The 21,660-nt window shown below is 42.7% G+C and carries 19 protein-coding genes; 18 read left to right on the top strand and 1 reads right to left on the bottom strand.

Annotated elements, in window-relative coordinates; genetic code table 11:
• Positions 1-25: 25 nt before the first annotated feature.
• From T541_RS0112250 to T541_RS0112240, 3 genes are all read left to right on the top strand, one after another.
• Positions 26-1,015, top strand: a complete 990-nt coding sequence (locus tag T541_RS0112250) for an ABC transporter ATP-binding protein (RefSeq protein ID WP_026653004.1) — start codon at positions 26-28, stop codon at positions 1,013-1,015.
• On the top strand, positions 1,012-2,004 hold the full coding sequence (locus T541_RS0112245) for an ABC transporter ATP-binding protein (protein ID WP_026653003.1): 993 nt from the start codon (positions 1,012-1,014) through the stop codon (positions 2,002-2,004). Before T541_RS0112250 ends, T541_RS0112245 begins: the two co-directional genes overlap by 4 nt.
• A 121-nt stretch (positions 2,005-2,125) precedes the next feature.
• The gene (locus T541_RS0112240) at positions 2,126-4,024 is read left to right on the top strand and encodes a peptide ABC transporter substrate-binding protein (RefSeq protein WP_026653002.1); all 1,899 of its coding nucleotides are present in this window, start codon (positions 2,126-2,128) and stop codon (positions 4,022-4,024) included.
• A gap of 76 nt (positions 4,025-4,100) precedes the next feature.
• Here T541_RS0112240 and T541_RS0112235 read toward each other — a convergent pair whose 3' ends face one another.
• Entirely contained in the window at positions 4,101-4,442 is a 342-nt protein-coding gene (locus T541_RS0112235) for a cupin domain-containing protein (RefSeq protein ID WP_026653001.1), read from the bottom strand.
• 229 nt (positions 4,443-4,671) lie between these two features.
• Here T541_RS0112235 and T541_RS0112230 point away from each other — a divergent pair, with 229 nt between their 5' ends.
• From T541_RS0112230 to trpE, 15 genes are all read left to right on the top strand, one after another.
• On the top strand, positions 4,672-5,775 hold the full coding sequence (locus tag T541_RS0112230; protein WP_026653000.1) for a TRAP transporter substrate-binding protein: 1,104 nt from the start codon (positions 4,672-4,674) through the stop codon (positions 5,773-5,775).
• A gap of 33 nt (positions 5,776-5,808) precedes the next feature.
• Positions 5,809-6,336 carry a TRAP transporter small permease gene (locus T541_RS0112225; protein WP_026652999.1) on the top strand — a complete coding sequence of 176 codons (528 nt, stop codon included), beginning with the start codon at positions 5,809-5,811 and terminating at the stop codon, positions 6,334-6,336.
• A complete protein-coding gene (locus tag T541_RS0112220) occupies positions 6,333-7,628 on the top strand; it encodes a TRAP transporter large permease (protein WP_026652998.1) in 1,296 nt (431 codons plus the stop codon). Before T541_RS0112225 ends, T541_RS0112220 begins: the two co-directional genes overlap by 4 nt.
• Before the next feature lie 19 nt (positions 7,629-7,647).
• On the top strand, positions 7,648-8,118 hold the full coding sequence (locus T541_RS0112215) for a YcxB family protein (protein WP_026652997.1): 471 nt from the start codon (positions 7,648-7,650) through the stop codon (positions 8,116-8,118).
• A gap of 160 nt (positions 8,119-8,278) precedes the next feature.
• Positions 8,279-9,694, top strand: coding sequence for a sensor histidine kinase (locus T541_RS0112210; RefSeq protein ID WP_051538233.1), 1,416 nt, complete (start codon positions 8,279-8,281; stop codon positions 9,692-9,694).
• A complete protein-coding gene (locus T541_RS0112205) occupies positions 9,694-10,455 on the top strand; it encodes a response regulator transcription factor (RefSeq protein WP_026652995.1) in 762 nt (253 codons plus the stop codon). Before T541_RS0112210 ends, T541_RS0112205 begins: the two co-directional genes overlap by 1 nt.
• Positions 10,456-10,460: 5 nt before the next feature.
• A complete protein-coding gene (locus T541_RS19535; RefSeq protein ID WP_420314807.1) occupies positions 10,461-11,465 on the top strand; it encodes a TRAP transporter substrate-binding protein in 1,005 nt (334 codons plus the stop codon).
• 89 nt (positions 11,466-11,554) lie between these two features.
• Positions 11,555-13,198, top strand: coding sequence for a SulP family inorganic anion transporter (locus T541_RS0112195; protein WP_026652994.1), 1,644 nt, complete (start codon positions 11,555-11,557; stop codon positions 13,196-13,198).
• A gap of 186 nt (positions 13,199-13,384) precedes the next feature.
• Positions 13,385-14,668 carry a nickel-dependent lactate racemase gene (gene larA / locus T541_RS0112190; RefSeq protein WP_026652993.1) on the top strand — a complete coding sequence of 428 codons (1,284 nt, stop codon included), beginning with the start codon at positions 13,385-13,387 and terminating at the stop codon, positions 14,666-14,668.
• Positions 14,669-14,680: 12 nt separating this feature from the next.
• Complete coding sequence (locus T541_RS0112185; RefSeq protein ID WP_026652992.1) at positions 14,681-15,001, top strand: UxaA family hydrolase; 321 nt, start codon at positions 14,681-14,683, stop codon at positions 14,999-15,001.
• Positions 14,998-16,164: a UxaA family hydrolase gene (locus T541_RS0112180; RefSeq protein WP_026652991.1), complete on the top strand. Its 1,167-nt coding sequence runs from the start codon at positions 14,998-15,000 to the stop codon at positions 16,162-16,164. The genes T541_RS0112185 and T541_RS0112180 overlap by 4 nt, the downstream gene beginning before the upstream one ends.
• Before the next feature lie 30 nt (positions 16,165-16,194).
• On the top strand, positions 16,195-17,655 hold the full coding sequence (locus T541_RS0112175) for a GntP family permease (protein WP_026652990.1): 1,461 nt from the start codon (positions 16,195-16,197) through the stop codon (positions 17,653-17,655).
• A 79-nt stretch (positions 17,656-17,734) separates the two neighbouring features.
• A complete protein-coding gene (locus tag T541_RS0112170) occupies positions 17,735-18,409 on the top strand; it encodes a GntR family transcriptional regulator (protein WP_026652989.1) in 675 nt (224 codons plus the stop codon).
• A 33-nt stretch (positions 18,410-18,442) separates the two neighbouring features.
• Positions 18,443-19,672, top strand: coding sequence for a glycerate kinase type-2 family protein (locus T541_RS0112165; protein ID WP_026652988.1), 1,230 nt, complete (start codon positions 18,443-18,445; stop codon positions 19,670-19,672).
• 499 nt (positions 19,673-20,171) lie between these two features.
• Complete coding sequence (trpE, locus tag T541_RS0112160) at positions 20,172-21,650, top strand: anthranilate synthase component I (RefSeq protein WP_026652987.1); 1,479 nt, start codon at positions 20,172-20,174, stop codon at positions 21,648-21,650.
• Positions 21,651-21,660 lie beyond the last annotated feature (10 nt).

Raw genomic sequence — 21,660 nt, 5'->3', positions numbered from 1 at the left:
TACGTATAATCATTGGAGGCAAAAAATGAATTTATTAGAAGTAAGAGATCTGCATACCTCATTCTTTACCGATGCAGGTGAGGTTAAGGCAGTTAACGGAATATCTTTTAACCTGGACAGAGGCAAAGTCCTTGGAATAGTAGGAGAGTCTGGATCAGGTAAGTCAGTTACAGCATATTCAATCATGCAGATTCTGGCTGGTACAGGTAAGATCGTGTCAGGTTCCATCAAGCTTGATGGTCAGGAGCTTGTAGGATCCGGCGAGAAGGTTATGAAGACAGTAAGAGGTAACAAGGTATCCATTATTTTCCAGGATCCTATGACCTCACTTAACCCAACATATACAATCGGACATCAGCTTATGGAGGCAATTCTTCTCCATACAGACAGAAATAAAGAACAGGCTAAGGCCCGTGCAATCGAGATGCTTAAGCTTGTTAACGTTAATGAACCAGAGAAGCGTATGAACCAGTATCCATACGAGTTCTCAGGTGGTATGAGACAGAGAGTTATGATCGCTATGGCTCTTGCCTGCGAACCAGATATCCTTATCGCAGATGAGCCAACAACAGCCCTTGACGTTACTATTCAGGCTCAGATCCTTGACCTTATGAAGGATCTTCAGAAAGAGCTTGGAATGGCAATCATCATGATCACACATGACCTTGGCGTAGTTGCTCAGATGTGTGATGAAGTTATCGTAATGTATGCAGGTTCTATCTGTGAGCAGGGCACAGCAGATGAGATTTTCTACAATCCTTGCCACGAGTACACAAAGGGCCTTCTTCGTTCAATTCCTACAGAGGGAAAAGAGGGTAAGAAGCTTGAGCCAATTTCAGGTACACCTATAGATCTTTTGAACATGCCTAAGGGCTGTCCTTTCGCACCTAGATGCGATGCGGCTATGAAGATCTGCTTAAGAGAAAGAGCAGAGCGCATGCAGATTAACGATGATCATGCAGCTGGATGCTGGATGAACGTTAAGAAGATGATGGAAGGCGGTGAAAAAGCATGAGCCAGCAGAACACAGAGGCTAAGAACCTCGTAGAGATAAAGCACTTAAAAGAATACTTCAATGTTAATGTAGGGTTTTTCAAGTCCAGACCACTTAAGGCTGTTGACGATGTTTCTTTTACCATCAAAAAGGGAGAGACATTAGGACTTGTTGGTGAGTCAGGCTGTGGTAAGACCACAGTAGGACGTACAATCCTTAACCTTTACAAGCCAACAGATGGTGAGATTTGGTATGACGGTAAGCTCATTAAGACTAATGCAGATATTAAGGAGTTCCGTAAGAAGGCAACTATGGTATTCCAGGATCCATATTCATCACTTAATCCTAGAATGACCGTATCCGACATCATCGGCGAGCCTTTGGATGTACATAATCTCTATAAGTCCAAGGAGGAGAGAAGAGAGAGAATCCTTGAACTTATGAATTATGTAGGACTTAACTCAGAGCATGCATCACGTTATGCTCACGAGTTCTCAGGTGGACAGAGACAGCGTATCGGTATCGCAAGAAGTCTTGCTGTTAACCCTGAATTCATCGTTTGCGATGAGCCTGTATCAGCTCTGGATGTTTCAATTCAGGCCCAGGTTATCAACATGTTTGATGAGCTTCAGGATAAGCTTGGACTTACATATCTGTTCATCGCCCACGACCTTTTGGTTGTAAGACATATCAGTGACAGAATCGCTGTTATGTACCTTGGTAAGATGGTTGAGCTTGCGGATGCAAATGAGATCTACTCTAATCCGCTTCATCCTTATAGCAAATCTCTTTTGTCAGCAGTTCCTGTACCTGATCCTAAGGTTGCAAGAGCAAATAAGAGAATTGTTTTATCAGGCGATATTCCTAGCCCTCTTAATGCACCATCTGGATGCCCATTCAGAACCAGATGCCCACATGCTAAAGAGGATTGCGCACTCAGCATGCCTGAGTTTAAAGAGATCTCTAAGGGACATTTCGTAGCATGTCACCATGTAGAGGACGTTAACTGAATCAAAAATGAGATGACACAAGCCGACTTTTATTGCACTTTACAAATTTAGTGTAGTAAAATAGTAATGTATTATCGCATTTTGATATACAAAAAAACAATCATAATTAAGGAGGAACATTATGAAAAAGAAGTTAGTATCAGTAATTCTTGCTTCTGCTATGGTGCTTAGCCTTGTAGCTTGCTCAAAGAGCACACCAGACGCTGGAAGCGCAGGCGACAGCACACAGGCTTCTGATTCTAAGGAGCAGACAACATCTGATTCAAACACAGGATCAGATGCAGCAACATCTAACAAGGGCGTGATCAACGTATGTCTCGCATCAGAGCCAGCTACTCTTGATCCAGCACTTAACTCATCAGTTGATGGTGCTACACTTTGTGCACACCTTTTCTCTGGTCTTGCAAAATGGGGCCTTGCAGATGACGGATCACTTGAGATTCAGCCTGACTGCGTAACAGAGCTTACAGAGGGTGTTGAGAATGAGGACGGAACAGTTACTTATACTTACACACTTAGAGATGGCCTTACATGGTCTGATGGACAGCCTGTAACAGCTGGTGACTTCGTATTTGCATGGAATCGTGCAGCTGGAACAGATCTTGCAGCAGACTACGGTTACATGTTCGAAGTAATCGACGGATACGCTGAGATCTGGGAGACAGATGATTCTGGTAACTTCACAAACCCTGACGCACAGCTTAACGTAACAGCTGTTGATGACAAGACTATCGAAGTTACACTTGAGAACTCAGTAGCTTATTGGAATGAGCTTCTTGCTTTCCCTGCTTACTTCCCAGTACGTGAAGATGTTGTTTCTAATGAGAGCTGGGCAACAGACCCATCTACATATGTTAACAACGGTCCTTACACAATGACTGGTTGGGAGCACAACTCACTTATCACTCTTACAAAGAACGATTCTTATGTAGATGCTGATTCAGTTACAATGAATGAGATCAACTTCTACCTTTCAGATGATTCAAATAACATGCTTGCTAACTTTGAGAACGGCGACTGGCAGTTCATCGATGATGTTCCTACAAACGAGATCGCTTCTCTTAAGGAGACATATCCTACAGAGTTCGTAACAGCTGGTCAGCTTGGAACATACTATGTATGCTGGAATATCAACGAGGATCTTCTTCCTGCAGGAAGCTCACTTTCAGGAGCTGAGAAGGAAGCAGCTGAGGCTGAGATCCGTAACGCACTTGCACTTCTTATCGACAGAAACTACATTGTAGAAGATATCGCACAGGGCGGACAGGTTCCTGCTTCTTCATTCGTTGCTATGGGTCTTACAGATGCTGATGGATCACAGTTCTATGAGAACGCAGGTCCTGCAGGCTTCACAGGTTACTATGATGTAACTGCTGATGCTTACGAGGATAACTGGACAGCAGCTATCGAGACACTTAAGAAGTACTACACATATGATGAGTCAACAGGTCAGTTCTCTGACGTTCCTACACTTACATACCTCTACAATACATCAGAGGGACACAAAGCAATCGGTGAGGCTATTCAGGCTACATTCGCTGGTATCGGTATCACAATGAACCTTGAGAACCAGGAGTGGGCTACATTCCTTGAGACACGTAAAGCTGGTGACTATTCAGTAGCACGTAACGGATGGCTCGGTGACTTCAACGATCCTATTTCATTCCTTTCACTCTGGACATCAACATCAGGTAACAACGACGTTCAGTTTGGTAAGGGTGACAACGCTAATGTTAAGGCTTACTCAATCGACGTTACAGACCTTGGATATGACCTCAAGGTTGAGAACGGAACATGGGCTGAGACATACGATGCAGTAATCGGTCTTATTAACACATGTACAGATCCTGCAACACGTTATGAGCTTATGCACAGAGCAGAAGACCTTCTTATGTCAACAGGTGCTATCTGCCCAATCTACTACTACACAGACCTTTACATGATCGACGATTCAGTTAGCGGCTTCTATGCAAGCCCACTTGGATTCAAGTACTTCATGTCTTGCACAGTAGCAGAGTAATCCATTTATAAGATAATAATAGCCCCCGGGTCCGCGTGACCTGGGGGCTTTTGTATTTGTAAAAAGAACTATGAAATTAAACAAAATCCTCTCTCATAGGATTAAATATATCAAGTAAAATGCCTTCCTCAAGGCACACGCAGCCATGGGTTATGCCGTCTTTCTTTAACATTGTATCACCTGCTGTTACGATGTTCTTTTCATCTCCAATAGTAAATTCAAACTTGCCACTGACAACATAAGTTATCTGGGTATGAGGGTGAGAGTGGAGAGCACCGATGGCACCTTTCTTAAAGTGGTTTTCTACAACCATAAGCTCATCGGTATAGCTCTTTATAAATCTTGTGACACCTTCTCCAGCATTTTCCCCTTCAATATCTTTTCCAAATAACCATTTTTGATCTTTACAGGATTTCATAAAAATTCCTCCCATTTTATCATATTTAAGCCTTACAACCCCCATTATAAGGACATTTTTAATTTTGACTATAACTTTGCGCAAACATATTAAAATAATGCTATTTTTGATAAGAATGTCCGATTTTCCACTAGGGACCTGTGCTTTACAATTTAATCGTCGGGAGATACAAACCGACACAACAAATCATAAATGTGCAATCGCACAGTCTAATAGTTGGGAGGTTAAAATGAAAAGAAGACTATTTTCCATGTTACTTGCAGCTACAACTGCATTCTCAATCACAGCCTGCGGTCTGTCAGCTCCTTCAGAGGACGTTCTTGGTCAGTCAAGAGAGAATACTGAGACAACAACAGAAGCTACAGATTCTACACAGTCTACCGCTGATGCTACAGAGGCAGTAACACCTGCAGCAGATGCCATCACTCTTGTAATGGCAGAGGTTAACCCACTTGATACCATCGTTGGTATGACAGATACCAAGTTCAAGGAAGAGGTTGAGGCCAGATCAAACGGATCTATCATTATCGATCTTCAGGCAGGCGGTGTTCTTGGTTCAGAGAACGACGTACTTGATACAATGCTTGGTGGTGGCGGAACAATTGATATCTCAAGAATTTCTGCTTTCGCTCTTACAAGCTACGGCGGACAGAAGTCAATGCTCCTTTCACTTCCATATATCTTCACATCCCGTGATCATTTCTGGAACTTTGCAACATCTGATCTTGCTAAGGAATTCCTCAATGAGCCTTATGAGAACGGCACAGGCATCAGAGGTCTTTTCTATGGCGAGGAAGGTTTCCGTCATTTCTTCACATCCTATGAGATCAATGACATCAATGACCTTGCTGGCAAGAAGCTTCGTGTTTCTAACGACCCTATCATGAACGGTCTTGTTGAGAGCCTTGGTTCTTCTCCAACAGTTGTTTCATTCGGTGAGCTTTATTCAGCACTTCAGTCTGGTGTTGTTGATGGTGCAGAGCAGCCAATTGCTAACTACAAGTCTAATGCATTCCCAGAGGTTGCTCCTTACATGATCCTTGATGGACATACACTTGGTGCAATCCAGGTTGTTATCACAGATGAGGCTTGGAACAAGCTTACTCCTGAGCAGCAGCAGATCCTTGTTGAAGCAGGCGAAGCAGCTTCAGCTTACAACCGTGAGATCTCTGAGCAGAAGGAGAATGAAGTTCTCGAGCAGCTCAAGGCTGATGGCGTAACAATCATCGAAGTTGACGATATCACTCCTTGGCAGGAAGCAGTTAAGCCTGTAATCGAAGAGAATATCAAAGGTCTTGAGGACTACTATCAGCAGATCGTTGATATGAAGTAATAATATATACTCCGCTTAGAAAGGAAAATATAGATGAAATCTTTCTTCAAAGCGGTAGATAGTATCAAGCCTGCTTATGATGTAGTTTATAAGGCTGTACTGTTTGTTTGTAAACTCTTGCTGGTGGCGGATATTCTGATCACCAGCACGAGTGTACTTGGAAGGTACGTCTCTTTCGTTCCTGACCCCTCATGGAGTGAAGAAGTAGTACTTACACTTATGGCATACATGGCTGTTCTTTCGGCAGCTCTTGCAATCAGACGCGGTGCTCACATCAGAATGACAGCATTTGATAGTTATCTACCCAAAATTGTGATCAGAATCTTAGATCTTTTATCTGATATTGGTATCATGTGTCTTGCAGTGGTCATGATCACTGTTGGATGGCAGTACGCCGTTAAGATTGGCGGCGTAGGCTACTACACATCTCTTCCTAAATTATCAAGGTTTTGGCTTTATTTCCCAATTCCTATGGCTGGATTTGCCATGATGGTCTTTGAGCTTGAGGCAATCTACAACCATATAAAGAGCTTTTTTATAAAGGAGGAGAGTGAATTATGAGTGTTAATACTACAGCGATAGCAATCCTGCTTATAAGCTTCCTTGTGATGATCATCCTTAGATTCCACATAGCTTATGCAGTTGCTTTATCATCAATCCTTTGTCTCCTTTATCAGGGACTTCCACTGACAACAGTTTGTCAGCACATGGTTAAAGGTATCAATTCCTTTTCGCTTATGGCTGTTCCCTTCTTTATAACGATGGGATGTCTTATGGGAGAAGGAGGAATATCGGAAAAGCTCATCGCCCTTGCCAATGCCTGCGTAGGCTGGATGACCGGTGGAATGGCCATGGTTAACATCGTGGCATCATATTTCTTTGGTGGAATCTCCGGATCTGCTGCGGCAGATACAGCTTCCCTTGGAAGTATTCTTATTCCTATGATGGTTGATCAAGGTTATGACGATGACTTCTCAACAGCAGTAACCATCACATCTTCCTGCGAAGGACTTTTGGTTCCTCCAAGTCATAACATGGTAATCTATGCCATGAGTGCAGGTGGAATCTCAGTAGGAAGCCTTTTCCTTGCTGGATACATTCCAGGAGCATTACTTGCAATATCCCTTATGATCGGCTCTTACATTATTTCCAAGAAGCGCCACTATCCAGAGGGAGAGAAGTTTAATTTTAAAAACTTTGTTAAGCAGCTTGGTACTTCATTCTGGGCGCTGGCAGCAATCATTATAGTTGTTGTGGGCGTTGTAGGCGGAGCATTTACCGCTACAGAGTCAGCTGCCATAGCAGTTATTTATAGCCTTATTGTCAGCGTATTCATTTATAAAGGTCTTGATTGGAAGGGCGTTTGGAAGACTCTGGAACAGTGCGTTGATACACTTTCAATCGTTCTTATCCTCATAGCCACATCAAGCGTTTTTGGTTATTGCCTTACAACACTTCATGTACCTGATCTTGCAGCTAAGGCAATTATCGGAATCACTGACAACCCTTATGCGTTAGCTCTTTTGCTTAACCTGATCCTGCTGGTGCTTGGATGCATCATGGATATGGCGCCAATTATCCTTATTGCAACACCAATCCTTCTTCCTATTGCAACAGCCATTGGAATCAATCCGATCCAGTTCGGAATCATGCTTATTCTTAACTGTGGTATCGGTCTTCTCACACCTCCTGTAGGCGGCGTACTTTTCATCGGTTCTGCAGTTGGTAAGGTTAAGATGGAGAGAGTAGTAAAGGCAACCCTGCCATTCTATCTTTGCATGATCATTGTTTTACTTCTGATCACCTTTGTTCCAGCGATCAGTATGTTTTTACCTAACCTTTTTATGAAATAAGAATTCTTGGAGATAAGGTATGAAATATAAGTATATATGTGATGTAAAGGCTTTGGATCTTTGGAAAAAAGCTATGAAAAAGAACTACATATCAATCGTCGGAATAGTAAATATTGTATTTACCGTGGCAATGATTCTTTTGACTATCAGATTCTATGGCTCTACCAACGATTTTGTGAGATGTTTTCTGATACTAGGATGTATTTTGTTCCCCATTATACAACCTCTAAGTATTTATGGTATGAGCGTTAAACAGCTTGAAGATATGCCAAGGAACATGGAATTATCCTTTGATGATTGCGGAATGCACGTCTCTGTGGGACATAAAAGAGAAGACATCAGATGGAGGAGACTGACAGGCGCCATCAGATTACAGGATATGATTGTCATTATGTCCGACGACAAACATGGATATATGCTTACTAACAGAGTTTTAGGAAAAGACAAGGATGCGTTCTTTAACTTCCTCTGTGAAAAGATAAATGCCTGATTTCCATAGAAATAATAAGGAGGCAGCGTTATAATTATTGTCGAAACTATAGCGCTGCTTTCTTTTTGACATTATGAATAAATTACAAGATCTTTGGGAAACTCTAACAATTAAAAATAAAATACGAGTCTTTACAATAAGTGTTTTTGTGGCGCTATTTGTGGCACTTCTTATTGATGTATGGATCGTTAAGCTGTTCATGATAGATTTCAACGAGATCATGGAAACTAACTCCATGGCTGGAGAAATCGTTACCACCTTAAGTAAAGAGATAGAGATCTTTGATGATTACGTCAGAGATTCTGATTCTGTTGATAAAGAAATATGGCAGGAGACAGCAAGGCAAACCAGCAAAGCAATCTACGCTGTGCCCCTTTCCTATGGAAAGCTTGGAGATGAAAGATATGCCAAGCTCCAGTCTCTTAGAAGCGCCTATGAAGTTTACTGTAATGCAAGAGATAAGGTTATTGAGGACTCCTCTTCATCAGGACTTCACGTAGAAGAGGTCTATGATGTTTATGGCATGCAGAATTACTTATCTGCTTATGCCCAGGGCTTTGTGGATTCCATTATTCAGGAGGGTAATGCCAGATATAAGGCCCTTCTTCCTAAAGTAGTTAAGGTTCCGGTTATCGCTACGGTTCTTAGTATTATTCTATTTCTTTTTATCTTAAGGATATCCAGGATACTAAATAGAAGCGTAACCGCGCCGGTTGTTAAGCTGGCTACTGCATCCAGAAGAATTGCCAACAACGATTTCTTTATTGATGACGTTGTGGTTGATAATAAGGACGAACTGGGAGACATGGTATCGGCCTTTAACAAGATGAAATTCGCTACAAGCGAATATATCAAGGCTCTGGAAGAAAAGAGGGAAGTTCTTGATAAGCTTCATGCCCAGGAAATGGAAACTCTTGAGATAGAGAAGCAGATTGAAGCCATGAACCTGGAGCTTTTAAAGAGTCAAATCAATCCACATTTTCTTTTTAACACACTTAATGTAATTGCTGGAAATGCCAACCTTGAAGGGGCAGAGACCACGGAGCAGCTTATAGAAGCCCTTAGCTCTTTGTTTAGGTACAACCTTAAGACCCACGCCAAGGAAACCTATCTGTATCAGGAACTTAAGATTTCCAGAGACTACATGTACCTACAAAAAATGAGATTTGGCTCACGAGTTGAGTTTGAAATAGATTGCGAAGTAGACGAAAATAAGACTATTGTTCCAACCTTTGTATTTCAGCCCCTTTTGGAGAACGCCATTATTCATGGCCTTGCTCCTAAGGTGGAGGGCGGAAAGGTTACAATCCGCATAAGAAGAGATGAAGATAGGCTCCTGATCGATGTGGAGGATACGGGAGTTGGAATCGATAAGGATATTCTTACTAATATCAAAAAGCATTTGCAAAACGGGAGAGATGCCTTTGACAATACCGAGATTGTGGGCATTGGCCTTGGCAACATTAACAGAAGAATACGGGCAATGTATAAAGAGGGAAGCCTTGATATAAATGGCAATCAGTACGGGGGTACTACAGTTTCCATATGCATTCCCGCTAATGGGGTAGAGAACTAGTGGAAAAATTTAAAATTCTGGTGGCGGATGATGAGCCCATCGAAAGACAGGTCGTATATAAGAAGATACAGGATTTCTTTCCGGAGCAGGTGGAGGTCCATCTAGCAGAGAATGGCTTTCAGGCTGTTAAACTCTTTGAGGAAAAGAACTGTCAGATTGCAATTCTGGACATTGAAATGCCGGGCATGAATGGTCTTGAGGCTGCGTCTATCGTAAGAGACAGACATCCCGGTGCAGAGATTATTTTTTTGACAGCCTTTGACGAATTCAGCTATGCCAAAAGAGCTATTGAAGTAAAGGCACTGGATTATCTTCTTAAACCAGGCTCCAGTGAGGACCTTGTTAATGTCTTAGAGGAGGCCTTCAGGCTTTGCAACAAGAGCGACGCCCGCAGAAGCCAGGTTGTAGAGAAAAGTCTAAATGATTCCTATACAGAACCAAACGTCTTTGTGAAAAACGTCAAGGACTATATTGATGAGAACTACCATGAGGATATAGCGCTTCAGGATATAGCCGGAGTGTTTGGATATTCTGATGTTTATTTTTGCAAGCTCTTTAAGCAGAACTTTGGCAAGAATTTCATCACATATCTTAATGAATACAGAATGGACAAGGCTAAAAGACTTTTAGCAGATCCTCTTATCAACATCAAGGATGTCAGCATCAATGCAGGCTACCGTGATGCCAACTACTTTACCAGAGTGTTTAAACGCATGGTGGGCATGACTCCTAGTGAATACAGAAACGGAGTGATCAGTTAATGAACATTAGATGGAAGAGCATAATAGCTATAGCCAGCGTCTTTGCTCTTATTCTGGCTATAGTTATTGCCTTTGAGATAAATGAAAAGAAAAAAGAACCTGATCCTGAGTATGTATTTTTCTATGCAGAAAACCAGAGTGAGAACTATCCCACAACTCTTGGAGCCAACTATTTTGCTGATCTTGTCTATGAAAGAACAGGGGGCAGGATCAAGATCTTAGTTAAGTATGATGCTCAGCTTGGAAGTGAAAGTGAAGTTATCAAGCAGATGCGCTACGGCGGAATTGCCTTTGCAAGAGTATCTCTTTCTCAGCTTGCAGAGTATATCCCAGATATGAACGTGCTTCAGATGCCCTATATTTACAGTAGTTCTGAGCACATGTGGAGAGTTCTTGACGGTGAGATCGGAGATGAGTTCCTGGAGATGGCGGGGGACTATGGCCTTACAGGACTTTCCTGGTACGATGCCGGCGCCAGAAACTTTTACAGCACTAAGCCTATATATAAAGTAGAAGACTTGCAGGGAATGACCATACGAGTTCAGGAATCAGAGGTTATGGCTGATATGGTGGCAGCCCTTGGGGCCCACCCTGCTAAGATCGTGTACTCTGAAGTGTACTCTGCCTTTGAGCAGGGCCTTGTTGATGGCGCTGAGAATAACTGGCCATCCTACGAGTCCATGAAGCATTATAAGGTAGCTACTTATTATACTGTTGATGAGCATACAAGAGTTCCAGAGATCCAAATCTGTTCCAGCGTTGTGTGGGATATGCTCTCTGCAACTGACAGGGCCACCATCATGGAATGTGCCAAGGAATCTGCGTTATATGAGCGCAGACTCTGGGCAGAAAGGGAAAAGAGCTCAAGGCTTACTGCGGAACAAAATGGCATAACTGTTATCGAATTATCGTCAGAAGAAAAGCAGCGCTTCAGAGATGCCATGTCAGGTGTTTATAACAAGTATTGTAAAGGCCAGATGGATATCCTTGGAAAGATAATGAATTATTAAAAAGATTCATTGACCATGTAAGCTCATCGGAATATAATTGTCAGTGGTCAAAATTGACGTGATTTCGATTCACTTACTTGGAGGATATTATGGAAAACGAAAGATTGAAGCCTATGCTGTTTACGGCAATTAAGGGCTACAATGGCAAGCAGTTTGCATCTGATGTTGTGGCAGGTATCATCGTTGCTATCATAGCACTGCCTTTATCAATTGCTCTTGCGCTTGCATCAGGAGTAGGACCTCAGGAAGGTCTTTACACAGCTATCGTAGCTGGATTTATTATTTCTTTTCTCGGAGGATCAAGAGTTCAGATCGCCGGACCTACAGCTGCATTTGCAACTATCGTAGCTGGTATTGTTGCTACTAAGGGAATGGAAGGTCTTGCACTGGCTACCATTTTTGCAGGTATTCTTTTGATTCTTATGGGAGTCTTTAAGCTTGGCTCTCTTATCAAATTTATTCCTTATACTATTACAACAGGCTTCACTGCTGGTATTGCTGTTACCATTGCAATTGGTCAGGTCAAGGATTTCCTTGGACTTACATATCCTGCAGGTACAACTACTGTAGAGACAGTAGATAAGGTTGGAGCTATCGTTTCTAACATCGGAACTATCAATTACATGGCTTTAGTTGTTGGTCTTGTATGCCTTGCTATTCAGATCATCTGGCCTAAGATCAGCCAGAAGATCCCTGGTTCACTTATAGCTGTTATCGCTGGAATCCTTATGGTTAAGTTCCTTGGCCTTGACGTTAATACTATTGGTGATCTTTATGAGATCAGTGGCAAGCTCCCTACACCAACAATTCCAAGCTTTGATTTTAAGACTATACAGTCAATCGCAGGAGATGGCTTTACAATCGCTATCCTTGCTGCAATTGAATCTCTTTTATCCTGTGTTGTTGCAGACAGCATGATTGATTCCAAGCACAGATCCAACATGGAGCTTGTGGCGCAGGGTGTTGGTAATATCGGATCAGCTCTTTTTGGTGGTATTCCCGCTACAGGCGCTATCGCCCGTACAGCTGCAAACATCAAGAACGGCGGAAGAACACCTATCGCCGGTATGATCCACTCAGTATGCCTTGTTCTTGTACTTGTGGTTCTCATGCCATTTGCAGCCATGATCCCTATGCCAACTATTGCATCAATCCTCTTTATGGTTGCTTACAATATGTGCCAGTACAAGACCTTTGTACATCTTGTTAAGACAGCACCTAAGAGCGATATCATCGTTCTTGTTACTACATTTATTCTTACTGTAGTATTTGACCTTGTTGTAGCTATCGAGATCGGTATGGTTATTGCCTGCGTACTTTTCATGAAGCGTATGAGCGAAGAGTCAAGAGTTCGCGGCTGGAAGTACTACGATCCAGAGGATGATCCAGACGGCCCAGGACTTAAGAATATTCCTAAACATGTTCGTGTTTATGAGATCAGTGGTCCTATGTTCTTTGGTGATGCGGAGCAGATCGCAGAGATCAGCTTTAAGGACTTTACAAGAGCTCTTGTAATCCGTATGCGTGGTGTGCCAGCCATTGATGCAACAGCTATGCACTCCCTTGAGCAGCTCTATGAAAGATGTAAGAAGCACAACGTTCAACTTGTGTTCTCACACGTTAACGAGCAGCCAATGAACACCATGAAGAAGGACGGCTTTGTTGAGCTTGTAGGCGAAGAGAATTTCAAACCTCACATTGATGAGGCTCTTAAGAGAGCAGCAGAGATCTAAGCAGATGATTGTTTGATAGAACATATAGAAGCAGTTTGTAAATGGTAAAATCTACCATTTATGAACTGCTTTTTTTGTTAGTTTTTTAAAGATAATAAACGTTAAATCGTATTGTATTTAAGAGGGGATGAGACTACAATCAATGTATGATGTATACATTATACATCTACCGGGAGGGAGGGTTGTATGAAAAAAGCAATATCTATTCCTTATTATACGTCCACCATGGACATTCATGTTGATGAGGAAAATCTTAAGGCTGTGCTCACAGCCAAAATGCACGAGTTTAAAACTGATAAAACAGAATCTGAGCTGGTTATGGAAGCTTTGGAAAATCCTATTGGACAGGCTCCGTTAAAAGAGCTTGCTAAGGGAAAGAAAAAGGTTGTCATTGTAACCAGTGACCATACAAGAGCTGTGCCCAGTAAGATCACACTTCCATTGGAACTGGCTGAGATTAGAAAGGGAAGTCCTGATGCGGATATTACAATCCTAATCGCCACCGGACTTCACAGAGCTACTACAGAGGAAGAGCAGCGAAGGATGTTTGGCGACAACATAGTTGATAACGAGAAGATAGCTATTAACAATGCCTTTGAGCCTTCTGATTTTGCAGACATGGGAATTCTTCCATCTGGTGCAGAATTCCATGTTAACAAGCTGGCTACAGAATGTGACCTTCTTATCTGCGAAGGCTTTATTGAACCACACTTCTTTGCAGGCTTTTCAGGGGGACGAAAGAGTATCCTTCCTGGAATATGCTCTCAGGAAACAGTCAACATGAATCACTCATACAAGGCTATTTCCAGCCAGTATGCCAAGACAGGTGTCTTGGAGCACAATCCGATCCATGAAGATATGCTCTGTGCAGCCAAGAGAGTAAATGTTCAGTTTATACTTAACGTTGCTCTTAACGCTGAGAAGAAAGTAATTGCAGCCTGGGCAGGTGATCTGGAACAGGCCCATGCTCATGGCGTTGAATTCATAAGAGAGTGGTCCCAGTGCCCAAGTGTTACTGGAGACATTGTTGTTACAAGTAATGGTGGTTATCCTCTGGATCAGAACCTCTATCAGAGCCCTAAGGCAGTGGCAACAGCTGAGGCCTGTGCCGGAGAAGACGGTGTCATCATCATGTGCTGTAGCTGTGCTGATGGAATGGGCGGTACTCATTTTGAGAAGCTTATCCAGATGGGAACTCCGCAGGAAATCGATGAATATCTTTCCAAGATTCCACCTAAGGAGACCATACCAGAACAGTGGTGTCCACAGATTTATGCAAGGATCCTCAAGAAGCACAAGATGATTCTGGTAACAACCTATCTTGATCCAGAGACAGTAAAAAGATGCAACATGATTCCAGCAAAGACTCCGGATGAGGCCCTTGAAATGGCCTATGAAATAAAAGGAAGAGACGCCAGCGTAGTTGTGATTCCAGACGGAGTAAGTGTTCTAGCAGTTGCACCGCAGTAAAGGGGGAGAATCATGGGAGAGGTAAAGATAGCACTTAAGGTAAACGACCTTGATAACGTTGCGACTATATTTGCCGAGAATATTACAGATGGCACTGAAGTGGAAATCCGTGATAAGAAGGGCAATATGGAGCCTGTTAAGGTAATTGGAAATGTCCCTTATGGACATAAGATCGCAGTTAAAAGCATTTCTAAGGGAGAACAGATCATCAAATACGGCGAAGAAATCGGAGTGGCAACCAGTGATATCAAAACCGGTGAGTATGTTCACGTTCATAACTTAGACAGCATGAGAGGCAGAGGCGATCTTGAGAGAAAGGGGGAGCAGGCATGACAACGTGGAATGGTTATCGAAGAAAAGATGGATCTGTTGGTTCCAGAAACTTTGTGGCTGTAATTCCAGCAGTCACCTGCGCCAATGATGTTGCTAATGCTATTTGCAGAGAGGTTCAGGGCACTGTAACCTACATGCACCATCAGGGGTGCTGCCAGCTGCCACCAGATCTTGACAGGGTTACAGATACACTTATAAGTCTTGGTAAAAGTCCTAACGTAGGCGCTGTTCTTATTGTGAGCCTTGGCTGCGAAGGAACAGATCACGCAAGAATGTATGAAGAGCTGAAGGCTACGGGGAAGCCAACAGAGATAATACATATTCAGGCCCTTGGCGGAGTTTCAAAGGCAATTAGAGAAGGTACAGATATTGCAAGAAGACTTGTCATGGAAATATCTAGGCAGCAACGAGAACCTGCAGATGTATCCGAGATAGTAATGGCAATTAAGTGTGGAGCTTCAGATACCACCAGTGGAATGGCTTCTAACTGCGTAATAGGATATGTGGCAGATAAGCTTGTGGACCTTGGAGCAACAGTTATTTTTGGAGAGACCACGGAGTTTCTTGGAGGAGAACACCTCCTTGCAAAAAGAGCTGTCAACAAACAGGTAGCTGACAAGATCTACCAGATAGTAAATGAAATGGAGGAAAGAGCTAAGAGTATCGGCTGTGATATGAGAAGGGGACAGCCTACTCCTGGTAATATCGCTGGAGGCCTTTCCAGTATTGAGGAGAAGAGCCTTGGCGCCATTGTAAAGAGCGGAACAAGACCAATTCAGGGTGTTCTTGAATATCCGGAGCATGTTACAAACCAAAAGGGGCTTTGGATCAAGGATTCACCAGGAAGAGAGCCTGAGATCTTAACAGGCATGGCAGCAACAGGAGCACAGTTCATGTGTTTCTCAACTGGAAGAGGAGCTCCTCAGGGCTTCCCAAGCATGCCGGTTATCAAGATCTGCGGCAATCCTAATACCTACGAGAACATGAAGGACGATATGGACCTTAACGCTGGTCTTATCATAACGGGAGAAAAAACTATAGAACAGGTAGGGGAAGAGGCGTTTGATAAGCTTTTGCACGTACTGAACGGAGAGATGACCAAAAACGAGGCAATTCAGTATTTCAGTGCAATAGATATCCACTGTCTTGGACCTGTTATATAAACTATCAAAAAGTGAAAGGGGGTTTCATTTATGAATCCAGTAATTGCAATGCTAATCGGTATTGTAGTGATGATGGTTCTCATCATCTGCACACGTATCCATCCATTCCCTGCGATGATCGTGTCAGCCATCCTGATTGCTATCCTTTCCGGAGATTATCTTCTGACAGGAACAGGCAATGAAGGTGGAAATCTTTTATCTGTAGCTGTTAACACTGTTACAGGCGGTTTTGGTAGTACAATGACTTCCATTGGTATCGTTATTGGCTTTGGTACAATAATGGGTATCTTCATGGAAAAGACTGGTGCAGCAAAGAGAATGGCACTTTCAATCTTAAAGCTTGTTGGTGTTAAGAATGCTGACGTTGTTCTTGGTCTTACAGGTTTCGTAGTTTCTATTCCTGTATTCTGCGACAGCGGTTTCGTTATTCTTTCTTCTCTTGCAAAAGAGTTCTCAAGACTTACCAAGAAATCTATGGTATGGCTTGGTGGTATCCTTGGTATGGGCCTTTATATCACACACTTCATGGTTCCTCCAACACCAGGACCTCTTGCAGTTATCAGTACTTTCCAGGAGAACGGTATTGTTATCGACCTTGGAATGTTCATTTTAGCTGGTCTGTGCTTCTCAATTCCTCTGTTCATCTTCTCAGTATTTGTATTCCGCTGGTTCGGAAACAAGTATAAGGACAAATTCATCGTTCCTTCTGAGATCGACAGATCTAAGTACACAGAAGATCAGCTTAAGGTTCTTGACAGAATCGAAGCTAAGCTTAACTCAGGAAAAGACCTTGAGAATTCAGACTTCGCAGAGCTCCTTTCAACAGAGAAGCTCCCTGGAGCATTCATTTCCTTTACAATTCTCCTTCTTCCTGTAATCCTTATTCTTCTTAACACACTTGTTGGCCAGACATCACTTAAGGCTACAACACTTGGACAGATCGTGCAGTTCCTTGGAACACCAATTATTGCCCTTTTCATCTCTCTTTGCATTGGTGCATTCGGACTTGCTCATGATATGGACAAGAAGAAAGTCGTTGCTCTTATGGGTGAAGCTTGTAAGGACGCTGGTCCTATCGTATTCATCACAGCAGCTGGTGGAGCTCTTGGTGCAGTAGTTAAGGCTACTGGCGCAGCTCAGATCATGGCTGGTGGTATTGTGGCAGCTGGTATTCCAGCTATCTTAGTACCTCTTCTTATTGGTACTATCATGAGATTCCCACAGGGATCTGGAACTGTTGCTATGATCACAGGTTCAGCTATCGTTGCTCCTATGATGAGTACACTTGGAATCAATCCATATCTTGCAGCTCTTGCAGTCTGCTTGACAGCTATGATGCCTTCATTCCTTAACGACTCTTACTTCCACGTTGTTACTAACTTCTCAGGAATGGATATCAAGACATCACTTAAGACATGGACTATTTCAACTATTTTGATTCCTGTATTTGGATCAATTCTGATAGTAATTCTTAGTCTGTTTATCCACTAATTGTTGTATAATTAGGTGACTGAAAGCCGATCCAAATTCTCGGATTTGGGTCGGCTTTTTTAAAAAGGGGGACAGAAAAATGGCAGCAAAGAAAATTCAGGTAAATACAATAAGCCACCAGGTTTATTCAATAATAAAAAAGGGTATCGTTTCAGGAGAGTATGAGCCTGGATTCTGGCTTCAGGAAGTGGAGCTCGCCAAAGAATTAGGGGTTAGCAGAAGCCCTATTAGAGAGGCTCTTAAGCTTCTTGCTGCCGATGGCTTGGTAAAAGAAATACCTAATAAAGGAACCTTTGTAAGAGAGTTTAATGAGAAGGAAATAATTGAGGTGTATGAGATAAGAGAGCTTCTTGAATCCCACGCCATTCTTAATCTCCCTGCAAAGCTATCCAAAGAGCAGGTTGCCAAGTTTAAATCCTATAAAAAGGACTTTGAGAAATATCATAAAGAGGATGACCTGGATAGTTATATTCAGACAGACTCCAAGTTCCACAGATATATTATCGAATGCTGTGACAACAGTATTCTGATGGAGCTCTACAGTAAAGTCAGAAATATGAACATGTTATTTAGGATCTTTTCCTTATCAACCAAGAAGAGATTTGATGAGTCCCAGATTGAACATTCGGATATTATCGATAAGCTTATTAAAGGAGATTATAAGGGAGCTGAGATTATCAATAAGACTCATTTGACATATGCTAAGGACACAGCTTTAAAGCAGTTACAAAAAGAAAGTAAGACTAAGAAATAACGCATTTGCTATTTAAGAATATTGGAGGGGACTATGGGGATCAGAGAAGACGCAAAACTAATAATAGATGCTTCAATAAACAGCGCTATGCCTGACAATGCAGTTAAAAAGGCACTTAAACAAATTCCGGATTGCAAAGGAGATATGTATCTTGTGGCAATTGGAAAGGCAGCCTGGCAGATGGCTAAGGCAGCTTCCGATGAGCTTAAGGACAGGATCAAGGACGGAGTCTGCATTACCAAATATGAACATGTAAAGGGCGATATACAGGGCGTAAGGTGCTATGAAGCCGGACACCCGGTTCTTGATGATAATTCAGTAAGTGCCACCAGGGAAGCCCTTAAGATGGTCCAGAACTTAACTTCTGATGACCTGGTTATATTCCTTGTATCCGGCGGAGGATCAGCTCTTTTTGAAGACCCTCTTGTATCTCTATCAGAACTTCAGGATATCAACAAGCAGCTCCTTGCCAGCGGTGCAGATATTACTGAGATCAACACCATAAGAAAGAGATTATCTGGTGTTAAGGGCGGAAAGTTCGCTAAGCTCTGTGAACCAGCCAGAGTCTTTTCCATAATCCTTTCGGATATCATTGGAGATCCCCTTGATATGATTGCATCAGGCCCTGCATACCCTGATTCAGCCACCACAGAGGACGCCCTTGAGATAGTAAGACGCTATGACCTTAAGATCTCAGATCAGGTAAAAGAGCTAATAAATAAAGAAACACCCAAAAAGCTTGAGGGTGTTGATACCTGCGTAACAGGAAGTGTTAAGCAGCTCTGCGATGCAGCAGCCTGCAAATGCAAGGCCCTTGGCTATAAGCCAATAATCCTGACAGCAAGCCTTGACTGCGAAGCTAGAGAGGCTGGTAAGTTTATTTCTGCCATAGCAAGGGAGCATGCCTATGATGGAGAGAGCCTTGCTTATATTATGGGCGGTGAGACAGTAGTTCATCTAACCGGCAAGGGTCTTGGGGGCCGCAACCAGGAGATAGCTCTTTCTGCAGCTGAGGGTATCGGAGGATTACGTGAGGTATGCGTATTCTCTGTTGGAAGTGATGGAACCGACGGACCTACAGATGCTGCCGGCGGAATTGTTGACGGAGAAACCAAAGAGGCCCTTAAGCAGAAGGGAATCAATATCTTAGATGTTCTTGCAGATAACGATTCCTACAATGCACTTAAGCTTGTGGAGGGCCTTGTTATCACAGGTCCTACCGGCACCAATGTTAATGATGTGACGGTTCTCTTGATTAAATAAGTGAAAAACCACAGATTATGTATATTTGTTGTTGACCTGAGGTTATTAAGGCAGTTATAATCAATTTAATTTATAACACAAACCGAAGAGACGGAAGAAAAGTAAAAGGGGCACTCACAGAGAGTCTGGGTAGGTGGAAGCCAGGCAGAACGCTGATTTACAAATGGGCCGTTGAGGGCATAGCGAAAGGCTCTTAGCTTAGTAGTTTATGACGGTTGTGGCAGCCGTTACCTGCCAGGGATATGATGGTATCCTGCAGAGTGTGCGTATTTCGCAAATAGAGGTGGCAACACGGGTATAATAGATTACTCGCCCTCAGTAGAATTATTTCTACTGGGGGCTTTTTTGAGTGCTATTGCAGAGCCATGCAAAACTGATTATCTGAATGCTTGCGTGCAGATAATCAGTATTATATGGCGAGCTACACGAACGAGGAAATGTGAAGCATTTTCGAGTTTGTGTCTGCAATAGCATGTACAGAAGAGAAAAGGAGGCATGTATGATCCAAACATCATTAGAAGAAGTAAAAAAAATTGCAGACAGCGGCGATTACAGGCTTATTCCTGTGATCAGAGAGATTCTTTCTGATGTGGCAACTCCTGTTCAGGTCATGAAGAAGCTTAAGAATGTAAGTGACCACTGCTTTTTGCTTGAAAGCGTGGAGGACAACAGACAGTGGGGAAGATATTCCTTCCTTGGATATAACCCTTCCCTGGAGCTTTGTAGCCTTGGAAAAGAGCTGTATATCACAGATGAAAAGGGTAATACCACTAAGGTAGAAACCCAGAACCCTAGCACCTATATAAGGGAGCTTATTGATAAGAATAAATCACCAAAGCTTCCCGGAGCTCCAACCTTCACAGGAGGCCTTGTGGGCTATTTTTCCTATGATTACATGCAGTATGCTGAGCCTTCTCTTAACTTTAAAGCCAGCAATGAGAACGGCTTTAACGATATGGATCTTATGCTGTTTGATTCTCTTATCTGCTTTGATAACCTCAAGCAGAAGATTCTTCTTATCTCTAATGCCGGGGTTTCTGAGGGAACATTAGAAGAAGCTTATGATAAGGCAGTAAGTAAGATCAATGAAATGGAGGACATTATCTTAAACGGCCAGATGGCTGACATTCCAAAGGGCAAACTCTTAGGCGAGATAACTCCTACATTTACCAAGGAGGAGTACTGCCAGAAGGTTATGAAGACCAAGGAGCATATCGTAGAGGGAGATATTTTCCAGCTTGTATTATCCAATCCTATGGAGGCTGGATTTGAGGGAAGTCTTTTTGACACCTACAGAATCCTGCGCACAACTAATCCTTCTCCTTACATGTTCTATTTTTCTGGAGATACAGAGATTGCTGGAGCTTCACCAGAGACCCTGGTTAAGGTTATGGACGGCGAGATCAGGACCTTTCCTCTTGCTGGAACAAGACCAAGGGGCGAGACCTTAGAGCAGGACCTTGCCCTGGAAAAAGAGCTCCTGGCTGACGAGAAGGAAAAGGCAGAGCACAACATGCTTGTAGACCTTGGAAGAAACGATCTTGGTAAGCTCTCTGAGTTTGGCTCTGTGGAAGTAGAGAAATACATGGCTATTGAAAGATATTCCCATGTAATGCATATTGGCTCCTCTGTAAAGGGTAAGCTTTCTTCTAAGTATTCAGCTATAGATGCCATAGATGCGGTGCTTCCAGCAGGTACACTTTCTGGAGCTCCCAAGATAAGAGCCTGTCAGATAATCGATGAGCTGGAAGGAAAGAAGAGAGGCATTTACGGCGGAGCTATAGGCTACGTTGACTTTACAGGAAACCTTGATACCTGCATCGCCATCCGTCTTGCTTATAAGAAAAACGGCAAGGTCTTTGTAAGGAGCGGCGCTGGAATCGTGGCAGATTCTGTTCCGGAAAACGAGTTTACTGAGTGCATCAACAAGGCAAAGGCCGTGGTATTAGCAATTAAAGAATCCTGTGGACAGTCATAATAGTATTTAA

Origin of the sequence: Butyrivibrio proteoclasticus P6B7, assembly GCF_000622085.1 — a bacterium.
GTDB lineage: Bacteria > Bacillota > Clostridia > Lachnospirales > Lachnospiraceae > Butyrivibrio > Butyrivibrio proteoclasticus_A.
This window is presented reverse-complemented; position numbering and strand designations above follow the sequence as displayed.